At 49.5% G+C, this 21,046-nt stretch carries 22 protein-coding genes and 1 tRNA gene; 8 read left to right on the top strand and 15 right to left on the bottom strand.

The genetic code is table 11. The annotated features are described in order from the left end of the window. Nucleotides 1-37 precede the first annotated feature (37 nt). Together IV54_RS01115 and IV54_RS01110 are read right to left on the bottom strand one after the other, a co-directional pair. Nucleotides 38-1,207 (bottom strand): hydroxymethylglutaryl-CoA synthase, encoded by a 1,170-nt coding sequence (locus tag IV54_RS01115; RefSeq protein ID WP_057877557.1) that lies wholly within the window; start codon nt 1,205-1,207, stop codon nt 38-40. A 133-nt stretch (nt 1,208-1,340) separates the two neighbouring features. After that, entirely contained in the window at nt 1,341-2,222 is an 882-nt protein-coding gene (locus IV54_RS01110; protein WP_057877556.1) for a PPK2 family polyphosphate kinase, read from the bottom strand. Nucleotides 2,223-2,396: 174 nt separating this feature from the next. Here IV54_RS01110 and IV54_RS01105 point away from each other — a divergent pair, with 174 nt between their 5' ends. The 5 genes from IV54_RS01105 to IV54_RS01085 all read left to right on the top strand — a co-directional run bounded on the left by IV54_RS01105 (nt 2,397) and on the right by IV54_RS01085 (nt 4,643). Further along, the gene (locus IV54_RS01105; protein ID WP_057877555.1) at nt 2,397-3,059 is read left to right on the top strand and encodes a histidine phosphatase family protein; all 663 of its coding nucleotides are present in this window, start codon (nt 2,397-2,399) and stop codon (nt 3,057-3,059) included. Between the two features lie 19 nt (nt 3,060-3,078). Next, complete coding sequence (locus IV54_RS01100) at nt 3,079-3,264, top strand: PspC domain-containing protein (protein WP_057877554.1); 186 nt, start codon at nt 3,079-3,081, stop codon at nt 3,262-3,264. A 123-nt stretch (nt 3,265-3,387) separates the two neighbouring features. Continuing rightward, on the top strand, nt 3,388-3,861 hold the full coding sequence (gene ndk / locus IV54_RS01095; protein WP_057877553.1) for a nucleoside-diphosphate kinase: 474 nt from the start codon (nt 3,388-3,390) through the stop codon (nt 3,859-3,861). Nucleotides 3,862-4,099: 238 nt separating this feature from the next. Beyond that, complete coding sequence (locus IV54_RS01090; RefSeq protein WP_057877552.1) at nt 4,100-4,498, top strand: TIR domain-containing protein; 399 nt, start codon at nt 4,100-4,102, stop codon at nt 4,496-4,498. A gap of 56 nt (nt 4,499-4,554) precedes the next feature. Further along, a tRNA-Ser gene (locus IV54_RS01085) sits at nt 4,555-4,643 on the top strand. A gap of 312 nt (nt 4,644-4,955) precedes the next feature. Here the strand turns inward: IV54_RS01085 and IV54_RS01080 are convergent. The 5 genes from IV54_RS01080 to rnz all read right to left on the bottom strand — a co-directional run bounded on the left by IV54_RS01080 (nt 4,956) and on the right by rnz (nt 9,661). Beyond that, a complete protein-coding gene (locus IV54_RS01080; protein ID WP_057877551.1) occupies nt 4,956-5,192 on the bottom strand; it encodes a hypothetical protein in 237 nt (78 codons plus the stop codon). A gap of 147 nt (nt 5,193-5,339) precedes the next feature. Next, on the bottom strand, nt 5,340-5,858 hold the full coding sequence (locus IV54_RS01075; RefSeq protein WP_057877550.1) for an adenine phosphoribosyltransferase: 519 nt from the start codon (nt 5,856-5,858) through the stop codon (nt 5,340-5,342). A 22-nt stretch (nt 5,859-5,880) separates the two neighbouring features. Next, nucleotides 5,881-8,253: a single-stranded-DNA-specific exonuclease RecJ gene (recJ, locus tag IV54_RS01070; protein ID WP_057877549.1), complete on the bottom strand. Its 2,373-nt coding sequence runs from the start codon at nt 8,251-8,253 to the stop codon at nt 5,881-5,883. A gap of 68 nt (nt 8,254-8,321) precedes the next feature. Next, the gene (locus IV54_RS01065; protein WP_057877548.1) at nt 8,322-8,711 is read right to left on the bottom strand and encodes a lipopolysaccharide assembly protein LapA domain-containing protein; all 390 of its coding nucleotides are present in this window, start codon (nt 8,709-8,711) and stop codon (nt 8,322-8,324) included. Then, on the bottom strand, nt 8,708-9,661 hold the full coding sequence (rnz, locus tag IV54_RS01060) for a ribonuclease Z (protein WP_057877547.1): 954 nt from the start codon (nt 9,659-9,661) through the stop codon (nt 8,708-8,710). The genes IV54_RS01065 and rnz overlap by 4 nt, the downstream gene beginning before the upstream one ends. Before the next feature lie 169 nt (nt 9,662-9,830). Between rnz and IV54_RS01055 the strand changes: the two genes are divergently transcribed. Both IV54_RS01055 and IV54_RS01050 read left to right on the top strand, forming a co-directional pair. Further along, nucleotides 9,831-10,106 (top strand): hypothetical protein, encoded by a 276-nt coding sequence (locus IV54_RS01055; protein ID WP_057877546.1) that lies wholly within the window; start codon nt 9,831-9,833, stop codon nt 10,104-10,106. A gap of 15 nt (nt 10,107-10,121) precedes the next feature. Next, on the top strand, nt 10,122-10,865 hold the full coding sequence (locus IV54_RS01050; RefSeq protein WP_057877545.1) for a hypothetical protein: 744 nt from the start codon (nt 10,122-10,124) through the stop codon (nt 10,863-10,865). Between the two features lie 59 nt (nt 10,866-10,924). On the opposite strand, the gene obgE is transcribed toward IV54_RS01050, so the two are convergent. Next, a complete protein-coding gene (obgE, locus tag IV54_RS01045) occupies nt 10,925-12,220 on the bottom strand; it encodes a GTPase ObgE (RefSeq protein ID WP_057877544.1) in 1,296 nt (431 codons plus the stop codon). Between the two features lie 84 nt (nt 12,221-12,304). Next, on the bottom strand, nt 12,305-14,122 hold the full coding sequence (gene uvrC, locus IV54_RS01040) for an excinuclease ABC subunit UvrC (protein ID WP_057877543.1): 1,818 nt from the start codon (nt 14,120-14,122) through the stop codon (nt 12,305-12,307). A 155-nt stretch (nt 14,123-14,277) separates the two neighbouring features. On the opposite strand from uvrC, the gene IV54_RS01035 reads away from it, so the two are divergent. After that, complete coding sequence (locus tag IV54_RS01035; protein ID WP_057877542.1) at nt 14,278-14,466, top strand: SPJ_0845 family protein; 189 nt, start codon at nt 14,278-14,280, stop codon at nt 14,464-14,466. Between the two features lie 46 nt (nt 14,467-14,512). Here the strand turns inward: IV54_RS01035 and IV54_RS01030 are convergent, their stop codons facing one another. From IV54_RS01030 to IV54_RS01005, 6 genes are all read right to left on the bottom strand, one after another. After that, on the bottom strand, nt 14,513-14,812 hold the full coding sequence (locus IV54_RS01030) for a nucleoside triphosphate pyrophosphohydrolase family protein (RefSeq protein WP_057877541.1): 300 nt from the start codon (nt 14,810-14,812) through the stop codon (nt 14,513-14,515). Nucleotides 14,813-14,814: 2 nt separating this feature from the next. Beyond that, the gene (gene yihA / locus IV54_RS01025; protein WP_057877540.1) at nt 14,815-15,411 is read right to left on the bottom strand and encodes a ribosome biogenesis GTP-binding protein YihA/YsxC; all 597 of its coding nucleotides are present in this window, start codon (nt 15,409-15,411) and stop codon (nt 14,815-14,817) included. A gap of 192 nt (nt 15,412-15,603) precedes the next feature. Further along, nucleotides 15,604-16,857: an ATP-dependent Clp protease ATP-binding subunit ClpX gene (gene clpX / locus IV54_RS01020; RefSeq protein WP_057877539.1), complete on the bottom strand. Its 1,254-nt coding sequence runs from the start codon at nt 16,855-16,857 to the stop codon at nt 15,604-15,606. Nucleotides 16,858-17,081: 224 nt separating this feature from the next. Continuing rightward, entirely contained in the window at nt 17,082-18,389 is a 1,308-nt protein-coding gene (gene tig / locus IV54_RS01015; RefSeq protein WP_057877538.1) for a trigger factor, read from the bottom strand. 291 nt (nt 18,390-18,680) lie between these two features. Further along, complete coding sequence (tuf, locus tag IV54_RS01010) at nt 18,681-19,871, bottom strand: elongation factor Tu (protein ID WP_057877537.1); 1,191 nt, start codon at nt 19,869-19,871, stop codon at nt 18,681-18,683. 181 nt (nt 19,872-20,052) lie between these two features. Next, nucleotides 20,053-21,009, bottom strand: coding sequence for a hypothetical protein (locus tag IV54_RS01005; protein ID WP_057877536.1), 957 nt, complete (start codon nt 21,007-21,009; stop codon nt 20,053-20,055). Between the last annotated feature and the right edge of the window lie 37 nt (nt 21,010-21,046).

Genomic DNA, 21,046 nt, shown 5'->3' with positions numbered 1-21,046 from the left:
TAAAGGCCGCGAAACCTCGTCGTCTCGCAGCCTTTTTTTATCGTTTTTGATAGAGACGTTGTTCGCCCTGACGACCGGTTAAGCGGTATTCAGCAGGATCATTCCCCACGGCTAAGTGGGCATCACTGCCGTCACCGCTGAGCCGTTGCATGAAGATGTCTTCATACTCAGCAACTGTGACCCGCTGACGGCGATCCAACAACTGGTCAATAGCTGTCGAATCAAAGCCCTGCTGATAACCTGCTTGCACGGTTCCGCTGAAAAACTCACCCTCAGCCCCGGAACCATAACTGAAGAGACCGATGCGCTCGCCCGCCGCCATCGTCTGATGCCGGAGTAAGGACAATAGGCTCAGGTAAAGGGCCCCCGTGTAAAGGTTCCCCACGTTGCGATTATCCGCCTGGCTGGCTTCAAAGGCTGCCGTGAGTTCCGCCTGATGGGGCTCGGTTGCCGACGGTAGGATCTGTCGAAGTCCCTTACGCCCCATCTTCGTGAATGGTAGGTGGAAGACAAAGGCAGAAAAATCGGCAATGGTCAGGTCCGTTTGGTCTTGGTAGCCGCGCCAAACACGCTTGAAGAAATCCAAATAAACATTGGTGGAGTACTTACCATCAACTAAGGCTTCTGTCCGGTACGTTGGCCGCCAAAAGTCCATGACATCTTCGTTGTGATAGCTCGTGACGGGATCCAATGCCAGGATCTGCGGATTAGCACTAACCAACATGGCAACTGCACCACCGCCTTGCGTCACCTCACCGGCCGTCCGCAGGCCATAACGGGCAATGTCTGCCCCGATGACCAAGACCTTAGCCGTAGGTCGTACCCGCACGAAATCAGCGGCTAATTGGAGGCCAGCAGTGGCGCCGTAGCAGGCTTGTTTCAACTCAACCGCGCGAGTCTCGGCTGGCAGTTCCAACAGATGGGCTAAGTAAATCGCTGTGGACTTAGAATTGTCGATACCAGATTCCGTCCCAAACAGCACCATGCCAATCTCAGCCTTTAACGCTGGCGTCAGAAATTGTTCCGCTGCATTGGCCGCCATTGTCACGACGTCTTGAGTTGGCGGAATCACGGCCTGTTTTGATTGGCCGATCCCAATTAAATACTTGTTCGGATCCTCGTTTCTTGCGGCCGCTAAGTCGCGCATGTCCAAATAAAGATTGGGGGTAAAGAACCCCATTTTATCAATTCCGACAGTTACGGTCATGCCCTGATTCCTCCTAATTTATGAAACATTCTGCGAGTCATCATACCACAACCGCAAATAAGTTGGCTAATTGCATCCTACATTTACATTTAATTTAAAAGATCTTCATTGCTGTTCTAATGCTTTTTGCCTATTACAATTTGCCATTTTTAAGCTGTTCCAGTGTCGACTTCAATTGACGTTTCACATTTGGATCAACCGTCGGATATTCCAACTGTAACGCTTGGAAGCGTTGAATCAAGATGTTAGATACAATAAGCCGTGCAATGCCTTTATCGTCGGCTGGAATCAGGTACCAAGGCGACCGTTTTGTCGCCGTATTCTCAAGCATCTTGGTATAGGCGACCCGGTAATCATCCCAGTAAGCCCGTTCGCTGACGTCACTTGGTGAGAATTTCCAATTTTTACTTGGCACCTCAATCCGCTTCTCAAAACGCCGCGTCTGTTCTTCCTTGGACAAATGTAAGTAGAATTTGATGGTAACAAAGCCCTGATGACGTAAGTACTTTTCATAATGCTTGAGATCCTGATAACGTCGATCAAAGAACGCATCGTCGGCGTCCGAAGCCTGGTCAATTCCCGGGAGATTTTGTTTCGTTAACATCTCGGGATGAACACGACTGATCAAGACATCCTCATATTGTGACCGATTGAAGATGCGAATCTCCCCCCGAGGTGGAAGTTCCTGATTGATCCGCCAGAGAAAGTCATGGTCCAACTGCACCGATGTTGGCTGTTTGAAACTGACGACACTGGTTCCTGACGGATTGAGGCCGCTGAAGACATGGCGAATGAGACCGTCCTTACCGGCCGTGTCCATCCCCTGCAAAATGATAATCACACCGTACTTCTTCTGCGAGTACAGCCGCGTCTGTAAGTCCCCTAGCGCCAAAACGTTGGCCGTCAACCGATTCTCAATGGCCGTAGCGTCCGGACCCTTCTCCACCCGCGTGGCTAACTCATCGAGGTCTAAGTCCAGATCACCCGTATAACGATAACTACTTTCAATGCTCATCCACATCATCTCCTGTATGCTAATAACATAGCATGTTTTAACCAACAATAACCGTCTAACGCCTTAAAAATTTGCCGAGTTTAACCTGCCATGCAAAAATCTTCGCGTTCTTTCACAAAGCTTGCTATACTAAAGATGTAACCACTTACCTGAAAGATGGAGGGGTCTAAAATTATGAAAAAGATTACGGCTTACTTCGTGCGACACGGTCAAACGATGTTGAACCATTATAACAAGGTTCAAGGGTGGATCGACTCACCTCTGACGGCCAAGGGACGGGCTGACGCGCAACGTGCGGGTCGCCAACTCAAAAATGTTCCCCTGACTGCCGCTTACAGTAGCGACTCAGGACGGGCCATTGAGACGGCTAGAATCGCCTTGCGCGAAATTCCCGACTCTCAAAATCTCGTATCTTACCAATATCCAGAATTCCGGGAACAATGCCACGGCTATTTTGAAGGCAATGACCTGAATCAGATGTGGCAATTCGTCGGGGTTCAAGTGGGCTTGGATTCCGAATCCAAGGTGCTAGGCACTTATGGGTTGGAAAAGGCCCGTGACCTGATTCATCAGGCCGACCTCTATGGTGATGCCGAAAGTAATGACATGTTCTGGGAACGTTTGGACCGCGGGTTCGATAAGCTACGGGCCAACTCCAAGGATGGCGACCAAGTCGTTGTCGTTTCCCATGGGGTCACCATTCGTTCCATCGTTGACCGCTACGCCCCAGAATTGGACGAGGGTATCGCCACGATCAACGGCAGTATTACCAAGCTAGAGATTACCGATGACGACATCCACGTCGACTTCTTCAATAAAATTGATTTCCAATCTTAATTTTTAGGAGGCTGTTATCATGAAAGACTTTCACCGTTCCGCAACTAATCGGGTGTTCGCCGGTGTCATTGGCGGACTTGCCGAACGCTTCGACTGGAACGTCGGAGTTGCCCGTATCCTATTTCTCGTCCTATCAGCGACGCCCGTCTTCCCAGGCCTCATCGTCTACCTCATTCTTTGGATGGTTATGGGCGATCCAGCCTAATCATATCTTAAAGGCATGCAGGTTGACTGTGGGAACCGTTTAGCCTAATATCTAAGTTAGTAACTTGTTAATGAGTGAGCAACTGTTTCTTGACTGTTTCAAAAACTTCAAGGAGGCACTACCATGGCAAATTCAGAAAAAACTTTATTGTTAGTTAAACCCGATGGCGTTGAAGAAGGTCACATTGGTGAAATCATCACCCGACTCGAACGTAAACGTTATGAAATCGTGGCGTTAAAGGTCGTTAGAGCCACTAGCGCGCAACTTCAACAACATTACCGTGATCAGGTCGGCAAACCTTATTTCCACGAAATTGAAACCTATATGCAGGAAGGCCCACTGGTCGCCATTATTGTAACCGGGACCGACGTGGTGAAAGCCGTCCACAACCTGGCTGGTAAGACCCGTCCTAATGACGCTCAGCCCGGGACCATCCGTGGGGACTTTGCCCATGAATATCCAGATGGTATTCTCAGAAACATCGTCCACACCTCGGACAGCCGTGAGAACGCGCACCATGAAATCGCCATTTGGTTCCCAGAATTAGCTGTTGCCGCCCACAAGGCACCCGCAATTAAAGTGAAGCAAACCAATTAAACACGCTTAAGCAATCCCCCACCTCGCGTGAGGGATTTTTTATATCCTCGGTTCGAACAATTAGTACCATTACTAACTTAGCCCCTTGGCTGTCGTTCGCTTCCTCAGTCAGGTAGACTTAAGTCAGTAACTTTGTATTAGGATTGTCATATTAATTTCATAAGATGCCAATCTGGTTGTCACCCCGTTGTCGCAACCATCCGTTAGAATGAACCTCATAAAGAAAGGAGTGTCCCCCATGAGTGAACTTTTTATCAGTTGTCAGTCGGCCGATCCCTTGGCCCATTCGTTTCGCCAGCAGCTTGAAGATTGGTCAGAACAAGACTGGGAGTTTCCAACCGTGAGTTTCCATGAGCAACACCTGCCGATTCGTTTTACCGGCTTCCATGCTGCAAAGATTAAGCGTCAGCTCAAGCGGGACATCAAACGGGCTCACCGCCTTCTGGTCATCGTCAGTCGTGAAACCTGGCAATCCGAGTGGACCGACTGGGAAATTGCGACCGCTATTCAAGCGGGTAAGACCGTGTTGGCAACTAAGCTAGACAGCACTAACATTGCCCCCCTGGCTCTAATCGCTGGTCCCTCAACCTGGGTGCCACCTTTCGACCGCTCCGTTTTCACCCAACAACGAAATTAATCCAAACTTGGCTTGCATTTATATGCATTATTGGTAAAATGTATTAGTAGTCACATGGAGAGTTGGCAGAGTGGTAATGCAACGGACTCGAAATCCGTCGAACCGGCGAATACCCGGCGCGCAGGTTCAATTCCTGTACTCTCCTTAAATAATTGGAAGATTTAGAAAAAACGGAAAGCCTGCTTTGAAGGCTTTCCGTTTTTTTCTTGTAACAATTTGTGATGAATAATCACTTTAACGAAGCCAAAAACGTATCCATCCCATTGATTTAATTAACTGAGACACTGTACAAAGAAGCACATCCCCAAATATTATTACATTTCGAACCACAACTTCAGCGTCACCTTACCCAAACTAGATTATCGTACTATACTGAAGTGCTGTTACCGACTCTTTCTTAATTAATTTTTTCGATGAAGGCACAGCAAAAAAATGGTACTGAGATTCGATAGAAAGGTTAGAACATCGCGACAACATAGTATTTTTTAAAATCATTAGCCTTTGCCATTTTAAACAATGCCATTCCAATCCCATTGTGATACATCCGTGGTGATTCCTCAATAATCGTATCTAAGAATTTAAATCCCTTATGCGTTCGACTATAAGTTACTTGGCCCTTCTTCTCTTCATTCTCAACCTGATACTGATACAGTACAACATCGCCGTCATCTGACAATAACCACAGTCTCGCCACAGCAATCCCTCCTCTTTAAGCTTTTCATTTCAGTATACACTTTATTCGTCGTCGAATAATTTCAAGCGACTGCAATACCAAGCTGCTAAAAAGACACCCCCAGCCAATCAGCCAGAGGTGTCTCCATTCATATCATCAAAAATTAAATTAGTAAGTCATCAAGCTAAAGACATCGTAGCCCTTCAGCTTGTCGCGACCATGCAGGTCCTTCAATTCAATCAAGAAGGCCGTACCCACGACGATCCCACCGAGGTCTTCAACCAATTGAATGGTTGCCCCGATCGTCCCACCGGTTGCCAGCAAGTCGTCAGTTACCAAAACCTTTTGGCCTGGCTTGATGGCGTCCTTGTGCAGGTAAAGGGCTGAGGTGCCATATTCGAGGTCGTAAGACGCCTTAACGGTTGGCCGGGGTAATTTACCTTCCTTACGCGCTGGTGCGAATCCAATGCCCATTTGGTAGGCTACAGGACAGCCCACGATGAACCCACGGGCCTCCGGACCAACGACCATTTCGACACCCTTGTTTTGGGCGTAAGCGACGATTTCATCCGTTGCCGCATGAAAGGCCTCACCGTCCGCCATCAGCGGGGAAATGTCCCGGAACATGACACCCTTTTCAGGGTAGTCGGGAACCGTTGCGATATATTTCGTAAAATCAGTTGCCATAAGTGTAAGTAGCTCCTTTATTTTATATCAATGGGGCGTGAAGACGCGTCGTCAGTGCCGCAGTCGAACAGGCGAGAAGATCTTTCTCTGTCTGAATCTGCTGCAGACGTAGCTGGTAGCTCGGTGCGGTTGAGAGATCCTTTGATTCCGGCTGAGGGACCCCATTCATGATCCCATGATCAATCGTGATGAACCCACATTCAAAGAAAACCTGAATCATAAAGACTAATTGCGTCCGTGGAATCTCCAAGAACGAGACGAGCTGAGACAGCTGGTGCCCCACATCGACTTGCTGGTGCATCGCAATGAACTTAAATAGTTTAGCATATTGCGGGCGAGTTGGCATCCCTAATTGTGAAAGACTTTCTTTCTTATAGAGATAAGCCGTCACTGTCGCCGGTTTGAGTTGCCCCAAAACCGTCTCCAAATCAGCCGTGGCATCCGGACAATCCACCACAAACACCCGGGATTCTGGAGGTAAGGTCGACTGAACGGAACCGTCATACAATACCGCTGTCGAATCCTTCGGGAGTTGACTTAACAATTGGTCATAAATCCCCCGATGGAAGAACAGGTAGACGCCTGCGTCCTTAAACATGGCCTGGTGTAACCGGGTCGTTCGTTCGTCGATGACAGGTTGTTCATTGCCATCAGCTTGGGTATTAATCCCAACTTGTTCATCATCACCGGGTTTCTCGGCCAGCCGAAGATCTTTGACCATCAACTGCAATGAATGACGGCCTTGCCAAACGTTATCCTCGATAGCCCCCAGCACATCGGCTTGGTCTGGCGCCGCAGTCAATGCCGCAACCTCGTTACCGGCCCCAAACTGGATGGCATTCAGCTGGTGCTGACCTTCCTGTAATTGGAACTTCAGGTGTGTATGATCCTTACCAATTGCCTTGATCTGGGTCAATGTCGCCGACTCAAAGGCAAACAGTGGCTGCTGGTTATCCGTCCCAAATGGCGCCAATTGGGCCAGTTCACGGTACAGATCCGGCGTGACCGTGGCGACATCCAAGCTGGCGGCAACAGCTACCTCACTTGGACCACTCTCGGTCAACTTCTGATTCTGAGCCTCAACATCTAATGCGTCGGCTAAGGCCTCTAGCTTGTCCGCTGGGACCGTTAAACCCACAGCCATGTGATGACCACCAAAAGCTGTCATCAGGTCTCTATGGCCATCTAAGGCCGTAAATAAGTTGAATGCCGCGACGCTTCGACCCGAGCCCTTGGCATGGCCATCATCGGCCACGTTTAGAACTAAGGCAGGCTTACCGGTCGTCTCGACGACCTTGCTGGCCACGATCCCCAGCACCCCTTCGTGCCAACCGTGACCACTGATGATCAGCGTTGGTCGATTCTGATGGGCCTCATCGGTCGCCTGGGCTAAAGCCTCTGAACTAATCTGGCGAACCAATTCCTGGCGCTTGTGGTTTTGCGATTCAGTCTGTTGGGCCAATTGACTGGCCTGGGTCTCGTCTAGGGTCGTCAAGAATTCAACGGCGGGTGCCGCGTCCTCCAAGCGCCCTAAGGCATTGAGCCGGGGTGCGAGGCCAAACCCGATCGATTGCTCGGTCAACTCGTCTGGCTTCAACCCGGCCGTCTTCATCAAGGCCTGCAAACCTGGCCGCTCGTCTTGTTTCAAGAGTTGTAGGCCAAAGTGTACCAGCACGCGATTCTCATCCACCAGTGGGACCAAGTCCGCAACCGTGCCGATGGCCGCTAAGTCCAAGAGATCTTGCGGAATCTCTTCACGCAAAGCCTGAGCAACCTTGAACGCCACCCCGGCACCGGACAGTCCCCCAAAGGGATATTCGGCTCCCGGATAGCGGGGATGAATGATGGCATAGGCTTCCGGTAACGTCTCTGGTAACTCATGATGGTCGGTAACCACCACGTCCACCCCAGCCGCCTTAGCCGCCGCGATAGCATCGTTACCCGCTACCCCATTATCGACGGTAACGAACAACTCCGTCCCAGCCGCAATCAGCCGTTTGAAGGCGTCAACGTTAGGACCATAGCCATCCTTGAACCGATTTGGAATATAGTAGTTAACCTTTGCACCCATTTCGTTCAAGGTTTCATACAGGATCGAGGTACTCGTGACCCCATCAGCATCGTAATCCCCATAAATGGTGATCTGCTGGTCGGCGCCAATCGCGTCCTCAATCCGATCGATCCCCCGTTGCATATCATGCAACGCAAAGGGATCATGCAGCTGTTCTGGACCCGGGTTCAGGAAGGCGTGCGCGGTTTCCGTGGTCTGATACCCCCGGTTCCAAAGAATCTGTGCCACAATCGGTGAAATTTTCTCCGCCGCGGCCAGCTCTTGGGCTTCGGCCGACGGTTGATCCACGTTCTTAATCTGCCATTGGTATTGTGCAGGAATCACCAGCAAATCATCCTTTCTAAATGGTTAAAGAGCGGTGTCACTGGCACCACTCTTCTTCCTACCTGTCCTTATTTAGCTGCTAACTGAGCCTTCAAATCGGTAATCTCGGTCTGAAGCGCCTTAATTTCTTTGGCCTGTTGGCCAGAAGCTTGTTTGCTCTGTGAGTTTTGAATCCGTTTGTTAAGTTGGGCGTTTTCCGCCTGCAACTTGGTAATCTTCTCGGTCGTGCTCTGTTCGAGCTCCTTGTAAGCCCGCTTCTTCTGAACCGACGAGATGGTTGAGAATAAAATCATCAGGACGGCACCAATTAAGATGGACACCAACAGGAGCAAGATGAGGGGCCAACGAACCGTGGCAAACCCGAAGGAAACGGGCACACTGCCCCGATTGAGGAGGGCAAAGACCGCCACAATAATGACTAATAAGAGACTAACGACGATTCGCCATTGATTTTTCATGAGTGCGTCCCTTCTGGTGCCACCTTCTGAAATGGCACATTGATCTCGTCAAAGTCCTTGACGACCCGCGTGTTATGGAACACGTCACGGGCCTGACTCTGGAGTTCCAACGCCATCTTTCCGGTATAACGCGCGGAGATATGGTTTAACAGAAGCATCTTGACGTGCGTCCGTTTAGCCAATTCTGCCGCCTGGATATTCGTCGAATGGTAGTAGGCCCGGGCGAGCTTACTCTCCCCCTTGGCAAACGTACTCTCGTGAACCAAGACATCGGCATTCTCAGCCAATTTGGCGGCGTTAGGTGTCTGACGCGTATCACCTAGCAATGCCACGATTCGCCCTGGTTGGCTTGGCCCCAGATAGTCCTGACCATTGATGGTCCGGCCATCCGGTAAGGTCACGGTCTCACCCGACTTCATTTGACCATACACTGGCCCCGCTGGAATCTGATCGGCCCGTAATTTCTCCACGTTAAGTTCACCGGCGTGGTCCTTTTCTTCGACCCGATAGCCGAAACAAAGAATCTTGTGATCCAACCGCCGTGCGGATACCCGAAACTTGGAGTCTTCAAAAACCAACCCATCAGTCGTGAGTTCTTGGTAGTGAATCTTGTAAGACAGCTTGGTCTCAGAAACCCGCAGGCTGGTCTCGACGTACTGTCGAATCCCCCTGGGGCCGTAAATGGTCAATGGGCCATCGCCGCCCTGGAACGACCGGCTACTCAGGAGTCCTGGCAGGCCGAAAATATGGTCGCCATGCAAATGCGTGATAAAAATCTTATCGATCTTGCGCGGCTTCAGTGTCGTCCGTAAGATCTGATGCTGCGTGGCTTCTCCCACGTCGAACAGCCACACCGAGTTACGTTCATCGAGTAACCGCAATGCCGTACTCGTGACATTCCGGAACTTACCTGGCGACCCGGCGCCCGTTCCTAAAAATTGAATTTCCATATTTTTTTCGTTCCTATCTATAATTAAAGTCCGTCCACTATTTTAGGGGATTTTCACCCAAACCGCAACTCTCAATACCTCGTCACGGCGACTAACGACTATTTTTGCTAGGGTTCTGTGCTTAAATTCGGTATAATCGAGGTAAGTTTTGGACAAGGAGGCTCTCCCGATGCGACTCAACGATTTTAACCTTTCCACCATCGACTTGCATCCCGCATTAACACTCTACTGGGAACAGGCCGATCGGAACCTCCCCGTCTGCAATCTGCAAACGCGTGACCACAGCCTCTTCCTAATTACGGGAACGGGTCGGCCGCTGACCCTGGATCAGTTTCGAACTCGAACCCAGCAGGTCGCCCCAAACGTTGGTCTCTTCGTGCAGGCCACCCCACCCACGCGTCTCTATGGGTATCGGCTGGTGCCCCATCAAATCTTGTTTGGTTGAAAGGAGTTTTCACTTATGCGTCACGTCAAATTACCACTGCTCGTCGGTCTAGCAGTCCTCACACTAGGATTGACCGCTTGCCAGTCGGCAGATCAGAAGAGCACCGCAAGTTTCAAGAACTCCAGTGCTTCTAGTAAAAAGTACAGCGCCCCTAAACCGGATGCGGCCGTGTCCTCCTCTGGATCCAAGAAGGTTGCCACTTACCATCCCTCGGCCAGTCAGACCAAGAGCCCGAACTACGTCAAGTCTGGTAACCTCAAGTCAACCGGCCAGTATACCTTTGACAAGGTCGGCACGGAACTCAACCTTCGTCAAGTTAAGCATCCCCAAACGACCATTAAGTCCGGCAAGCTGACCTACCGCATCACCACGATTCGGATCATTAAGAACACCGCTAAGACCGCCGCCGCGAAGCAAATGGCAGCGGACGCCCTCGATGTTCCCAACATTAAGAGTCCCTATTACACACTCCAAGTTAAGTTTACCATTTCTAACCGGGGAAAACAGGCCGTGACCACCGATGGCATCAAAGCCATTCGGTTGACCAAGACCCAACGGTTAACCGCCATGGCGCAACTTAGCGATGCCAGTGCCGGCAAGACGATTCCGGCCGGTAGCAAGCTCGATACCTTCGCCACCGGGTTAGCTAGTGAAAAACAAAAGCCAACCTTCAAGTCGGTGAAGATCGCCTTTAACGGGGCCTACGTCGACCAGAAGCAAGTCATTGCCCCAACCGGCTGGCTCAAGGTGGCTCTCTAAAATTGCCCACAAAGAAAGACCTCAGGATCAAAATTCCTGAGGCCTTTTTCGCGGCTAAATTAAGCCATGTATTCAAAGACAAAGTCGTCGATTTGAACACTGTCACCATTCTTGGCACCATGTTCACGCAGACTGTCATCGACACCCATCCCCCGCATTTGCCGAGCAAAGCGTAGGAGACTTTCGTCGTGATTGATATCGGTCATCTGGAAGAGTTTCTCCAACTTGGCCCCACTCAAGATCCAAGTACCATCGGCATCTTGGGTAATCTTAAATTCTGGTTCTGGCTGGAAGTCGTATTCGGCCGTCTTGACCGTTTCTTCCTGCTTGACTGGGAACTTCGGCGTTTCCGCCAAAATGTCCGCTGTCCGTTGGAGAAGTGGCGTTAAGCCCTTGTGCGTCAGCGCCGAAACCGCATAGATTTCAGGCTTATTCGCCAACAGCTTGTCTTGCGCCAAATCTTCCTTGAACTGTGCCAAGTTATCTTCGGAATCGGGCATATCCATCTTATTTGCCACGACAATTTGTGGTCGTTTCAAGATATCTGGATCATACGCCTTTAATTCTTCATTAATCTTCTCAAAGTCATCGTAAGGGTTACGTCCCTCCAAGCCACTCATGTCGATCAGATGCAGGATCACCCGCGTCCGTTCAACGTGACGAAGGAACTGGAAGCCTAAACCGACACCCTTGGCAGCTCCTTCAATCAGACCTGGTAAATCGGCCATCACAAAGTCACGGCCATCGGGTAACCGAACCATCCCCAAGTTGGGAACCAACGTGGTAAAGTGGTACTCGGCAATCTTCGGCTTGGCACTGGTAACCGTGGACAATAACGTCGACTTCCCAACGGATGGGAACCCAACTAACCCCACATCGGCCAACACCTTTAATTCCAAACGAATGTCAAACTCTTGGCCAGGTTCACCGTTTTCGGCAATTTCTGGGGCCGGATTCTTAGGCGAGGCAAAGTGGATATTGCCCCGGCCACCCCGACCACCATGCGCGATGATAACCGAATCATCACTGGCAACCAGGTCACCCATCACGGCACCGGTCTCATCATTCATGATCGTGGTTCCTTGCGGCACACTGATAATGGTGTCCTCGGCGCCACGGCCGGTCATGGACTTAATCGCCCCGTTGCCACCGTTCTTCGCCTTGAACTTCCGTTGGTAACGGAAATCCATCAGGGTCCGCAGGCCTTCGTCAACTTTGAACACGATGTTGCCACCGCGTCCGCCATCACCGCCGGCTGGTCCCCCATTGGGCACAAATTTTTCCCGGCGGAAGGCGACCATACCGTCGCCACCCTTACCGGCTTTTACACTAATTTTTACTTGATCTACAAACATATTTGTTTTCCTCGTTTTCTAAACCAGCCAACGCTGCTTTTCGTCGTCTCCTGCTAGCCAGTATACCGGCAAACCACCATTCCGTCAAAGCTGAGTTGGTGTGCGGGGACTTTTAATTTCGGCCGTATCCGCCTGAAGGGTCAGCCGGATGGTCTGGGCCACCGTTTCACTGATGCCCAGGGCCCGTAAATCATCGACACTCGCCGTGCCAATCTTCTTCATGGAACCAAACTTTCGGAGTAATTTATTTCGCGTCTTCGGCCCGACGCCGGGAATGCGGTCCAACCGTGAACTCAGCGAGTGCTTGCTGTGAACCTGCCGGTGGAACGTAATGGCAAACCGGTGAACCTCGTCTTGAATCCGCTGTACCAGATAGAAGCCTTGACTCTTGGGATCCAGATGAATGTGATGGTCGTCTGGCCCAAACAGCAAGTCCGCCGTCTTATGGTGGTCATTCTTAACCATCCCCGCAACCGGAATGTGCAGGTCGAACTCATCCTCGAGAACTTCCTTAACAGCATTCATCTGAATGTCGCCCCCATCCATTAGGATGAGATCCGGCATCGTTCCATGTTCCTTGAGCAGACGTCCATAACGCCGGCGAACGACCTCAAGGGTGCTGGCCGTTTCATCCGCATGGTCCACGGTTCGAAGCTTATACTTTCGGTAAAGTTTCTTGTTCGGTTGGCCATCGACGAACACCACCATCGCGGAAACCAAATCGGCCCCCTGAATGTGGGAGTGGTCAAAAGCCTCGATCCGATGCCCGGGGGCAATGCCCAGGGCATCCGTGATTTCCTTCATGGCCCCGGTCGTCTTACCCTCGTCGAGCTCTAACAGCCGAAACTTCTCTTCTAAGACCAGTTTGGCGTTCTTCCCGGCCATCTCCAGCAAGTCCCGTTTAGTCCCGCGTTGCGGTGTTCTAACGGGAACCTGGAGCATGGATTCGATGACTTCCTTGTCAATCGAGGCCGGCACCAGAATCTCACGCGGCAGAACCGTATTCTTGCGCTGATAGAACTGGACGATGAAGCTGGCAATTTCTTCCTCCGCCGTGCTAACCACGGGGAAGAGGCGCTTCTCACGTTTCATCAACCGCGCTTGACGAATGAAGAAGACCTGGATTGACAACCAACCCTTATCGAGATAAAAGTTAAAGATGTCGCGCGGCGTGCTGTCATTGGAAATAATTTTTTGTTTTTCAACCGTGGCTTCAATGTAACGAATCTGGTCCCGCAAATCGGCAGCCCGTTCGTATTCCATATCGGCAGCGGCGGTCGTCATCCGGTCGTTTAGTTCCTTCTCGGCGTGTCCCACGTTGCCATTCAAGAAGGACTTAATCTTCTTAACCTGACCCTCGTATTCTTCCTCGGGCACTTCCTTGAAGCAGGCTCCCAGACACTGGCCCATATGATAATACAGACACGGCCGGCCCTGATAACCGGTACACCGGCGGAGCGGGTAAACCTTTTGTAAAAAGTGAATCGTTTCCTCGGCCGCATAAACATTGGGGTACGGTCCAAAGTAGTAGGCCCCGTCCTTTTTAATATCATTCACTAATAGTAATTGGGGATCACGTTCATTGGTAATCTTGATGTAGGGGTACCCCGTCCCTCGCTTCAACTTGATGTTGAAGTAAGGTTGATGCTTCTGAATCAGCGTAATTTCTAGGAGGAAGGCTTCCTTGTCGGTCGAGGTGATAATCGTTTCAAAATCCACGATCTCACTGACCAACTGCGCGGTTTTCCCGGTATGACTGCTCTTAAAGTACGAGCGAACCCGGTTCTTTAGGTTCTTCGCCTTACCCACATAGATGATCTGGCTATTGATATTCTTCATTAGATAGCAACCAGGTAGTCCTGGTAATAACGCTAATTTATGTTCCAAATATTCCGATGCCAACGGCCCAACCTCCCCATTTTCTAGAATTTAGCTTATAAAGTATAAGCCGAATACGTGTTTGGTGCAAGTAATCCACCCTCACCGTCCGCACAATAAATGACAAGCCGCCTGGTTTCTGCTATGATACTGCTAAAGAAGACAAGGAGGTGGCTGGATTGGCCCTGAAAGTCAAGCGCCAAGATGACCTGGACTCCATGTTCGGTAAGTTTGCACAAATGGATCCCACCGATGTTAAGCGGGATAAGTTTCTGAAACGCCAGGATGCCCACAAGGATAACAAGCGGGCTAAAGGTTTAATCAAGAACGATAAATCCAAGTACGAACGGGAACATCACCAGGACTAGGTAAGTTAAAGGACTCACGGGATTTTAACCCGTGGGTCCTTTTTATTTACCGATTCGGTTGATAGCCGTGTGGGTAACGGGCATTCAGCCGCTTGATGTTAGCTTGCGCGACTTCGTCAAAGTCAATGTCGGACCATTGTGCGATCTGGCTCAGGTACCAGAGCACATCGCCCATTTCTTTCACAATGGCATCGTGATCTAAGTCTTGGCCGTGAAAGGTATAATTCTTCACGAGGTCGACCACTTGGCCCGTCTCACCAGCGAGCCCTAAGGCACAGTTTGTCAAGACCTGTTCGTTGCCGTACAACGTCCGGTTAGCTGCTTTTTGATAATCGTTAAATTCCATACTTAATCGTCCTCCCCAAAGGCTTGTTCTTCGATCCATTGCCAAATGGTATCTTGGCCAATCTTCTTTGGTGCGGAGAACATGACAATATTATCGGTGTTTGGCAAGTTCAGAGACTTCTTAATCTGGCTTACCGTTTGGTTCCATTTGCCACGGACGATCTTGTCGCTCTTGGTGGCTACGATCAGCGTTGGGAGACCATAGTAGGCCAACCACTGATACATCTGAACGTCGGCTTCTGTTGGTTCGTGACGTGCATCAACGAGCGAGACGACGCCGCGTAATTGATCACGCTGCGTCAAATAAGTCTCGATCATGTGGCCCCACTTTTCACGGGCGGCCTTTGAAACCTTCGCGTAACCGTACCCGGGGACGTCGACGAAATACAACTGGTCCTCGACGTTATAAAAATTCAGGGTCTGGGTCTTCCCCGGTTGGCTCGACGTCCGAGCGTACGAGCGTCGATTGATCAACACATTGGTCAATGACGATTTCCCCACGTTTGACCGACCGACAAACGCAATCTCAGGGTACCCCGTTGTGGGATACTGGGCGGGATCAACCGCACTCATGACTAATTCTACGTGATTGACTTCCATTGGTTACTGTCATCCTCTCCAAATATCTTTCATCATTCTAACACAGAACGTCATGTGACTGGGAAAGTTTCTGGCAACAAGCACAGCCCTATTTGGCTTAAACGCGGCCATGACGCGGCTTCCTTGACACCATAAAAAAAGCGACCAGCCCGCGGGACTGATCGCTTTCACCACATGACGTGGCTTATAACCTTATGACGCCTTTTGATCCTTTAATTCAATCTCTGGTTCGGCATGATCCGTCACCGTCTTGGCGGTAATAACCACCTTGGCAACGTCATCACGACTTGGCAAATCAAACATGATGTCACGCATGACATCTTCGATGATTGACCGTAAACCACGAGCCCCAGTATTACGGGCAATGGCCAACTTCGCCATCTCACGTAAGGCTGCCGGTTGGAACTCTAGTTGAACACCATCGAGTGACAGTAACTTTTCGTACTGCTTAACTAAGGCATTCTTAGGTTCCGTTAAGATGCGAACCAAGTCATTTTCATCGAGCTTTTCGAGCGCGGTCAAAATTGGCAGACGACCGATGAATTCAGGAATTAACCCGAATTGCAGGAGGTCTTCTGGAATGACGTGCTGCATCAGGCTATCGCCTGAGGCCAAGACCGTCTGTTCCTTACTGTCGGCACCAAAACCAATCGTCTGGTCACCCAAACGACGCTTAACGATGCCGTCAATGCCATCAAATGCCCCACCAACGATGAAGAGAATGTTGGTCGTATCGATTTGAATGAATTCTTGTTGTGGGTGCTTACGGCCGCCCTGAGGTGGCACGTTGGCAATGGTCCCTTCCAAGATCTTCAGGAGCGCTTGTTGAACCCCTTCACCGGAAACATCTCGTGTAATGGAAACATTTTCCGACTTTTTAGCAATCTTATCAATTTCATCAATGTAGATGATGCCCTTTTCGGCCCGTTCCACGTCGTAATCGGCACTTTGGAGGAGCTTCAGCAGGATGTTTTCGACGTCTTCACCCACGTAACCAGCTTCGGTTAACGTCGTAGCGTCAGCAATGGCGAATGGCACGTTTAAGATCTTTGCCAGGCTTTGTGCCAGGTAAGTCTTCCCAGAACCAGTGGGTCCGATAACCGCAATATTACTCTTTTGCAATTCGGGACCGTCGTCTTCGGCCTGAGCCATTTCGTTAACCCGCTTGTAATGATTATAAACCGCTACGGAAAGGGTCCGCTTGGCTTCGTTCTGACCGATAACATATTGGTCGAGCGTGTTGACAATGTCAGCTGGCGTTGGAACTTCGAGATTCGTATCCGCTGCATCTTGGCTAAATTCTTCGTCAATGATTTCTTTGCAAAGGTCAATACATTCGTTACAGATGTAAACACCTGGGCCCGCAACGATCTTCTTGACTTGATCCTGTGACTTACCACAAAACGAGCAGGTCACTGGGCCTTCTGTTTCGGTGTTTTCAAACAATCAACTCACCCTTTCTCTCCAGGCTTAAGCCTAAATCAGTTTTGCCCACCTTGGTCAGTAAACCTGATGAACTAACCAGAATTCCTATCATTTGGGTACTATACCACAGTTTTCGATGATAGAAAATCAATTCGCCTCAGGCGACCCGGTCTTCGGCCATTAGAGACAAAAACCGGGACAACAATGACTGTCATCCCGGTTAAGACGTATACTTACAGACTTAATTAGTCCTTGTCGTCGTCTTTCTTCTTGTCTTGCTTAGCAGAGTCGGCAATCAAGTCAACGGCACTCTTGATGGCAATGTCATGCTTCAACATGTCGTCAGAAAGGGCGTTACGAACGGCACTTTCTTCCATACCGTATTGGCTAGCCAAGTCCTTAACTTCAGCAGCAACTTCGTCTTCTGAAGGTTCGATCTTTTCAGCTTCAACGACGGCTTCAAGAACCAAGTTGGTCTTAACCCGCTTTTCAGCACCGTCAGTGAATTGCTTACGCAAGTCATCTTCAGTGGTTCCAGTTAACTGGAAGTACATCTTAGGTTCGATACCTTGTTGTTGCATGTTGGCAAGGTATTGGTCCATTTGACGGTTAACGTCATCCTTCAGCATAGCTTCTGGGACGTCAGCAATTTCGGCGTTGTCAACAGCTTCGCTGATGGCTTCGTCTTCAATAGCGTTGTGAGCAGCTGAAGTCTTTTGTTCCTTCAGTTGATCCTTAGTCTTAGCTTGGAGTTCTTCAAGACTGTCAACATCTTCGTCAACGTCCTTAGCGAATTCGTCATCTAATTCTGGTAATTGCTTTTCCTTAACTTCGTGGATGGTAACCTTGAAAGTGGCTTCCTTGTCACGTAAGTCTTCGGCTTGGTAATCCTTAGGGAAGGTGACCTTAACATCAACATCTTCGCCAGCCTTGTGACCAACTAATTGGTCTTCGAAACCAGGGATGAAGGAGTTAGAACCTAATTCCAGGGAGTAGTTGTCAGCCTTACCACCATCAAATTGCTTGCCATCAACGTAACCGTCGAAGTCAATCACAACAGTGTCGCCCTTAGCAGCGGCTTCGTCTTCCTTCAGTACTAATTCAGCTTGTTGTTGACGTTGCTTTTCGATTTCAGCATCGATGTCTTTTTGGTAAACACGGGTGTTTTGCTTCGTAACGCTCAAGCCCTTGTATTCACCCAACTTAACATCTGGCTTAACCGTAACAACGGCCTTCAAAACCCAAGTTTGGCCCTTTTGCATCGATTGAACATCGATTTGTGGTTGGTCAACTGGTTCGATGTTAACTTCCTTGATAGCTTCGTCATAAGCTTCTGGCAAGACGATGTTTAAAGCGTCTTGGTAGAGGGCTTCTTCACCATACATTTGGTTAAAGATCTGACGTGGAACCCGGCCCTTACGGAAACCAGGAACGGATAAAGTCTTCTTAGTCCGTTGGAAAGCTTTGTCCAAGCCTTCGTTAATCTTATCAGGAGCAATTTCAAAGGTTAGTTCGCCTTGATTAGTGCCCTTTTTTTCAAACTTTGCAGCCATTATTTCCCCTCCGAAATGAAGATATTACTATTTACAATTCTATCAATTGCATACTGTATAAGTGTACCTTATGCTACCCAAATTGTAAAATGGTTTTTGTCGAAAGCCCGCAAATGACGGGCGTTCCTTTAACATTTTACCGCAAATCCCGGCTGGCGTCTCGTGAAAACTAGTTTAGACGGCTATTTAAGTTGAAAACGATTACGCTCAGTCCACTAAAAATTCCCAGGACAGCAAAAAAGGCTGAAAAGTTAGACTTTTCAACCTTTTTTAGGATAGAACTAATTAAAATTAGTCGTCAATTTCCGTAACAGTACCGGCACCAACAGTGTGGCCACCTTCACGGACAGTGAACTTAGTACCCTTTTCAATGGCAGCTGGTTGGATCAGTTCAACAGTGAACGTCACGTTATCACCAGGCATAACCATTTCAACGCCATCAGGCAATTCAATAACACCAGTGATATCAGTGGTGTGGAAGTAGAATTGTGGACGGTAGTTTGAGAAGAATGGCGTATGACGGCCACCTTCTTCTTTGCTCAAGATGTAGACTTCACCCTTGAACTTCTTGTGGGTTTGGATCGAGCCTGGCTTTGCCAAAACTTGTCCACGCACAACTTGGTCCCGGTTAACACCACGGAGCAAGGCACCAACGTTATCCCCGGCTTCACCAAGGTCCAACGTCTTACGGAACATTTCAAGACCGGTAACAGTCGTCTTCAATACGTCGTCATGTAAACCAACGATTTCAACTTCGTCACCAACCTTAACCATCCCACGGTCGATACGACCAGAAGCAACAGTCCCACGACCAGTGATCGTGAAGACGTCTTCAACTGGCATCAAGAATGGCTTGTCGTTTTCACGTTCTGGAGTTGGGATGTAATCATCAACAACATCCATCAAGTGAAGGATAACCTTTTCTTGTTCTTCGTCGCCTTCGAGTGCCTTCAAAGCAGAACCGCGGATAACTGGAATATCGTCACCAGGGTAATCGTATTCTGAAAGTAACTCACGAACTTCCATTTCAACTAAGTCAACCAATTCGTCATCGTCAACAAGGTCAGTCTTGTTTAAGAAGACAACGATGTAGTCAACACCCACTTGGCGGGCAAGCAAAATGTGTTCACGCGTTTGTGGCATAGGACCATCAGTTGCGGCAACAACCAAGATAGCACCGTCCATTTGGGCAGCACCGGTAATCATGTTCTTGATGTAGTCAGCGTGTCCTGGGGCATCGATATGCGCATAGTGACGCTTTTCAGTTTCATATTCAACGTGAGCAGTGTTGATCGTGATACCACGTTCACGTTCTTCTGGAGCTGCATCGATATCAGCGTAATCTTCGGCCTTTGCTAAACCTTTGCTAGCAAGTACCTTAGTGATTGCAGCAGTTAACGTCGTTTTCCCATGGTCAATATGGCCAATAGTACCAATATTTACATGGGGTTTAGTTCTTTCATAATGTTCTTTTTCAGCCATTAATGAAACCCTCCTGTATTTTATCGCTAAGAATGCTTGACTCTCTCTCGAAAATCAATCACCCTTTGCGTAAAATTATACTACTTCTTTTCAGAAAGGGAAAGCTGGAACCCTCCCAAAAAAGAATCCTTGACTAGTATATATGCTGCAGAATTATTTGTAAACTAAAATCTGCGTGAATTTACGGTTTTTCAGTATTTTCACCGTTAAGTGGTCCAAATAGTTCAGCCATAAAGCGGTTAAGGCGCTGCTGCCAAGCGATCATGTCAGCTTTTTCTTCTGCCGTGACCTCTGGTAATAGATCCTCCCCCGCGACCAGCCGGGCCCAGCTCGCGGGTTGGGTCACAACCTTATCAATAAACGGATACAGCATCATGAGTTGCAAAGTCACCGTCTGTTGGGCGTTGGCCGCCGTCATCGGGTCCCGTTGACCGAGATCTTCCTGAAAATACGATCGAATTCCCGCAGCAGCCCGACTAGCGTTCACCGGTTGCAGGTCTGCAGTGTCGATCGTGTACAGCTGATCATCCAACCACTGCAACTTAACCGTGGCCTGGACCCGCAAGCGCAAAAGCTCTTCGAGTAGCGTGGCTCGCATCAGCGGATGGAGAAAAGGATCAACCAACAAATACTGAACGCCCTGCATAAATTCTTTGAGTGGTAATTGACGGGCCTGTTCTAGCCGTTGCCGTTGCTCACCAAAAGAGACATCCCCTAAATGGGTAAACTGCTTCGCCAGCAACCGTTGTGTCGTGGCCAATGTGGCTCGTGAAGCGTCCTCTGCCTGGGTAACCTGTGCCAATCCCTGGTCCCGCCATTTTGTGGCGGCCGGTAGCGCACAAAACTCACGTGCGAAGATAAATTGTCGATTCTTTAGAGCCACGGCCAATCGCAAATCAAAATCCGTTTGTGACGACAGATAGGCCGTGTCCATTTCCGCGGCGTACTGTTCTGCCATCAGAAATTGCTCATTGTGGTAAAGACTGGTGACCAGCTCACGGTTCAGTTCTGGTGTCTGTTCTTCGGCGTAGACGGCTTCAAACTGACTCGCCGCTACCGACCACTGCTGTGTTTTAGCAGCTGCTCTAGCCGCCTTTAGGGCCTGCTCTCTGGCTGCTGGACTAGCAAACTCTCCCATCTCAGTTTCCTCCCCAATTATTTTTTGTGGTGATCCA

Origin of the sequence: Levilactobacillus paucivorans, from assembly GCF_001437125.1 — a bacterium.
Lineage (GTDB): Bacteria > Bacillota > Bacilli > Lactobacillales > Lactobacillaceae > Levilactobacillus > Levilactobacillus paucivorans.
This window is presented reverse-complemented; position numbering and strand designations above follow the sequence as displayed.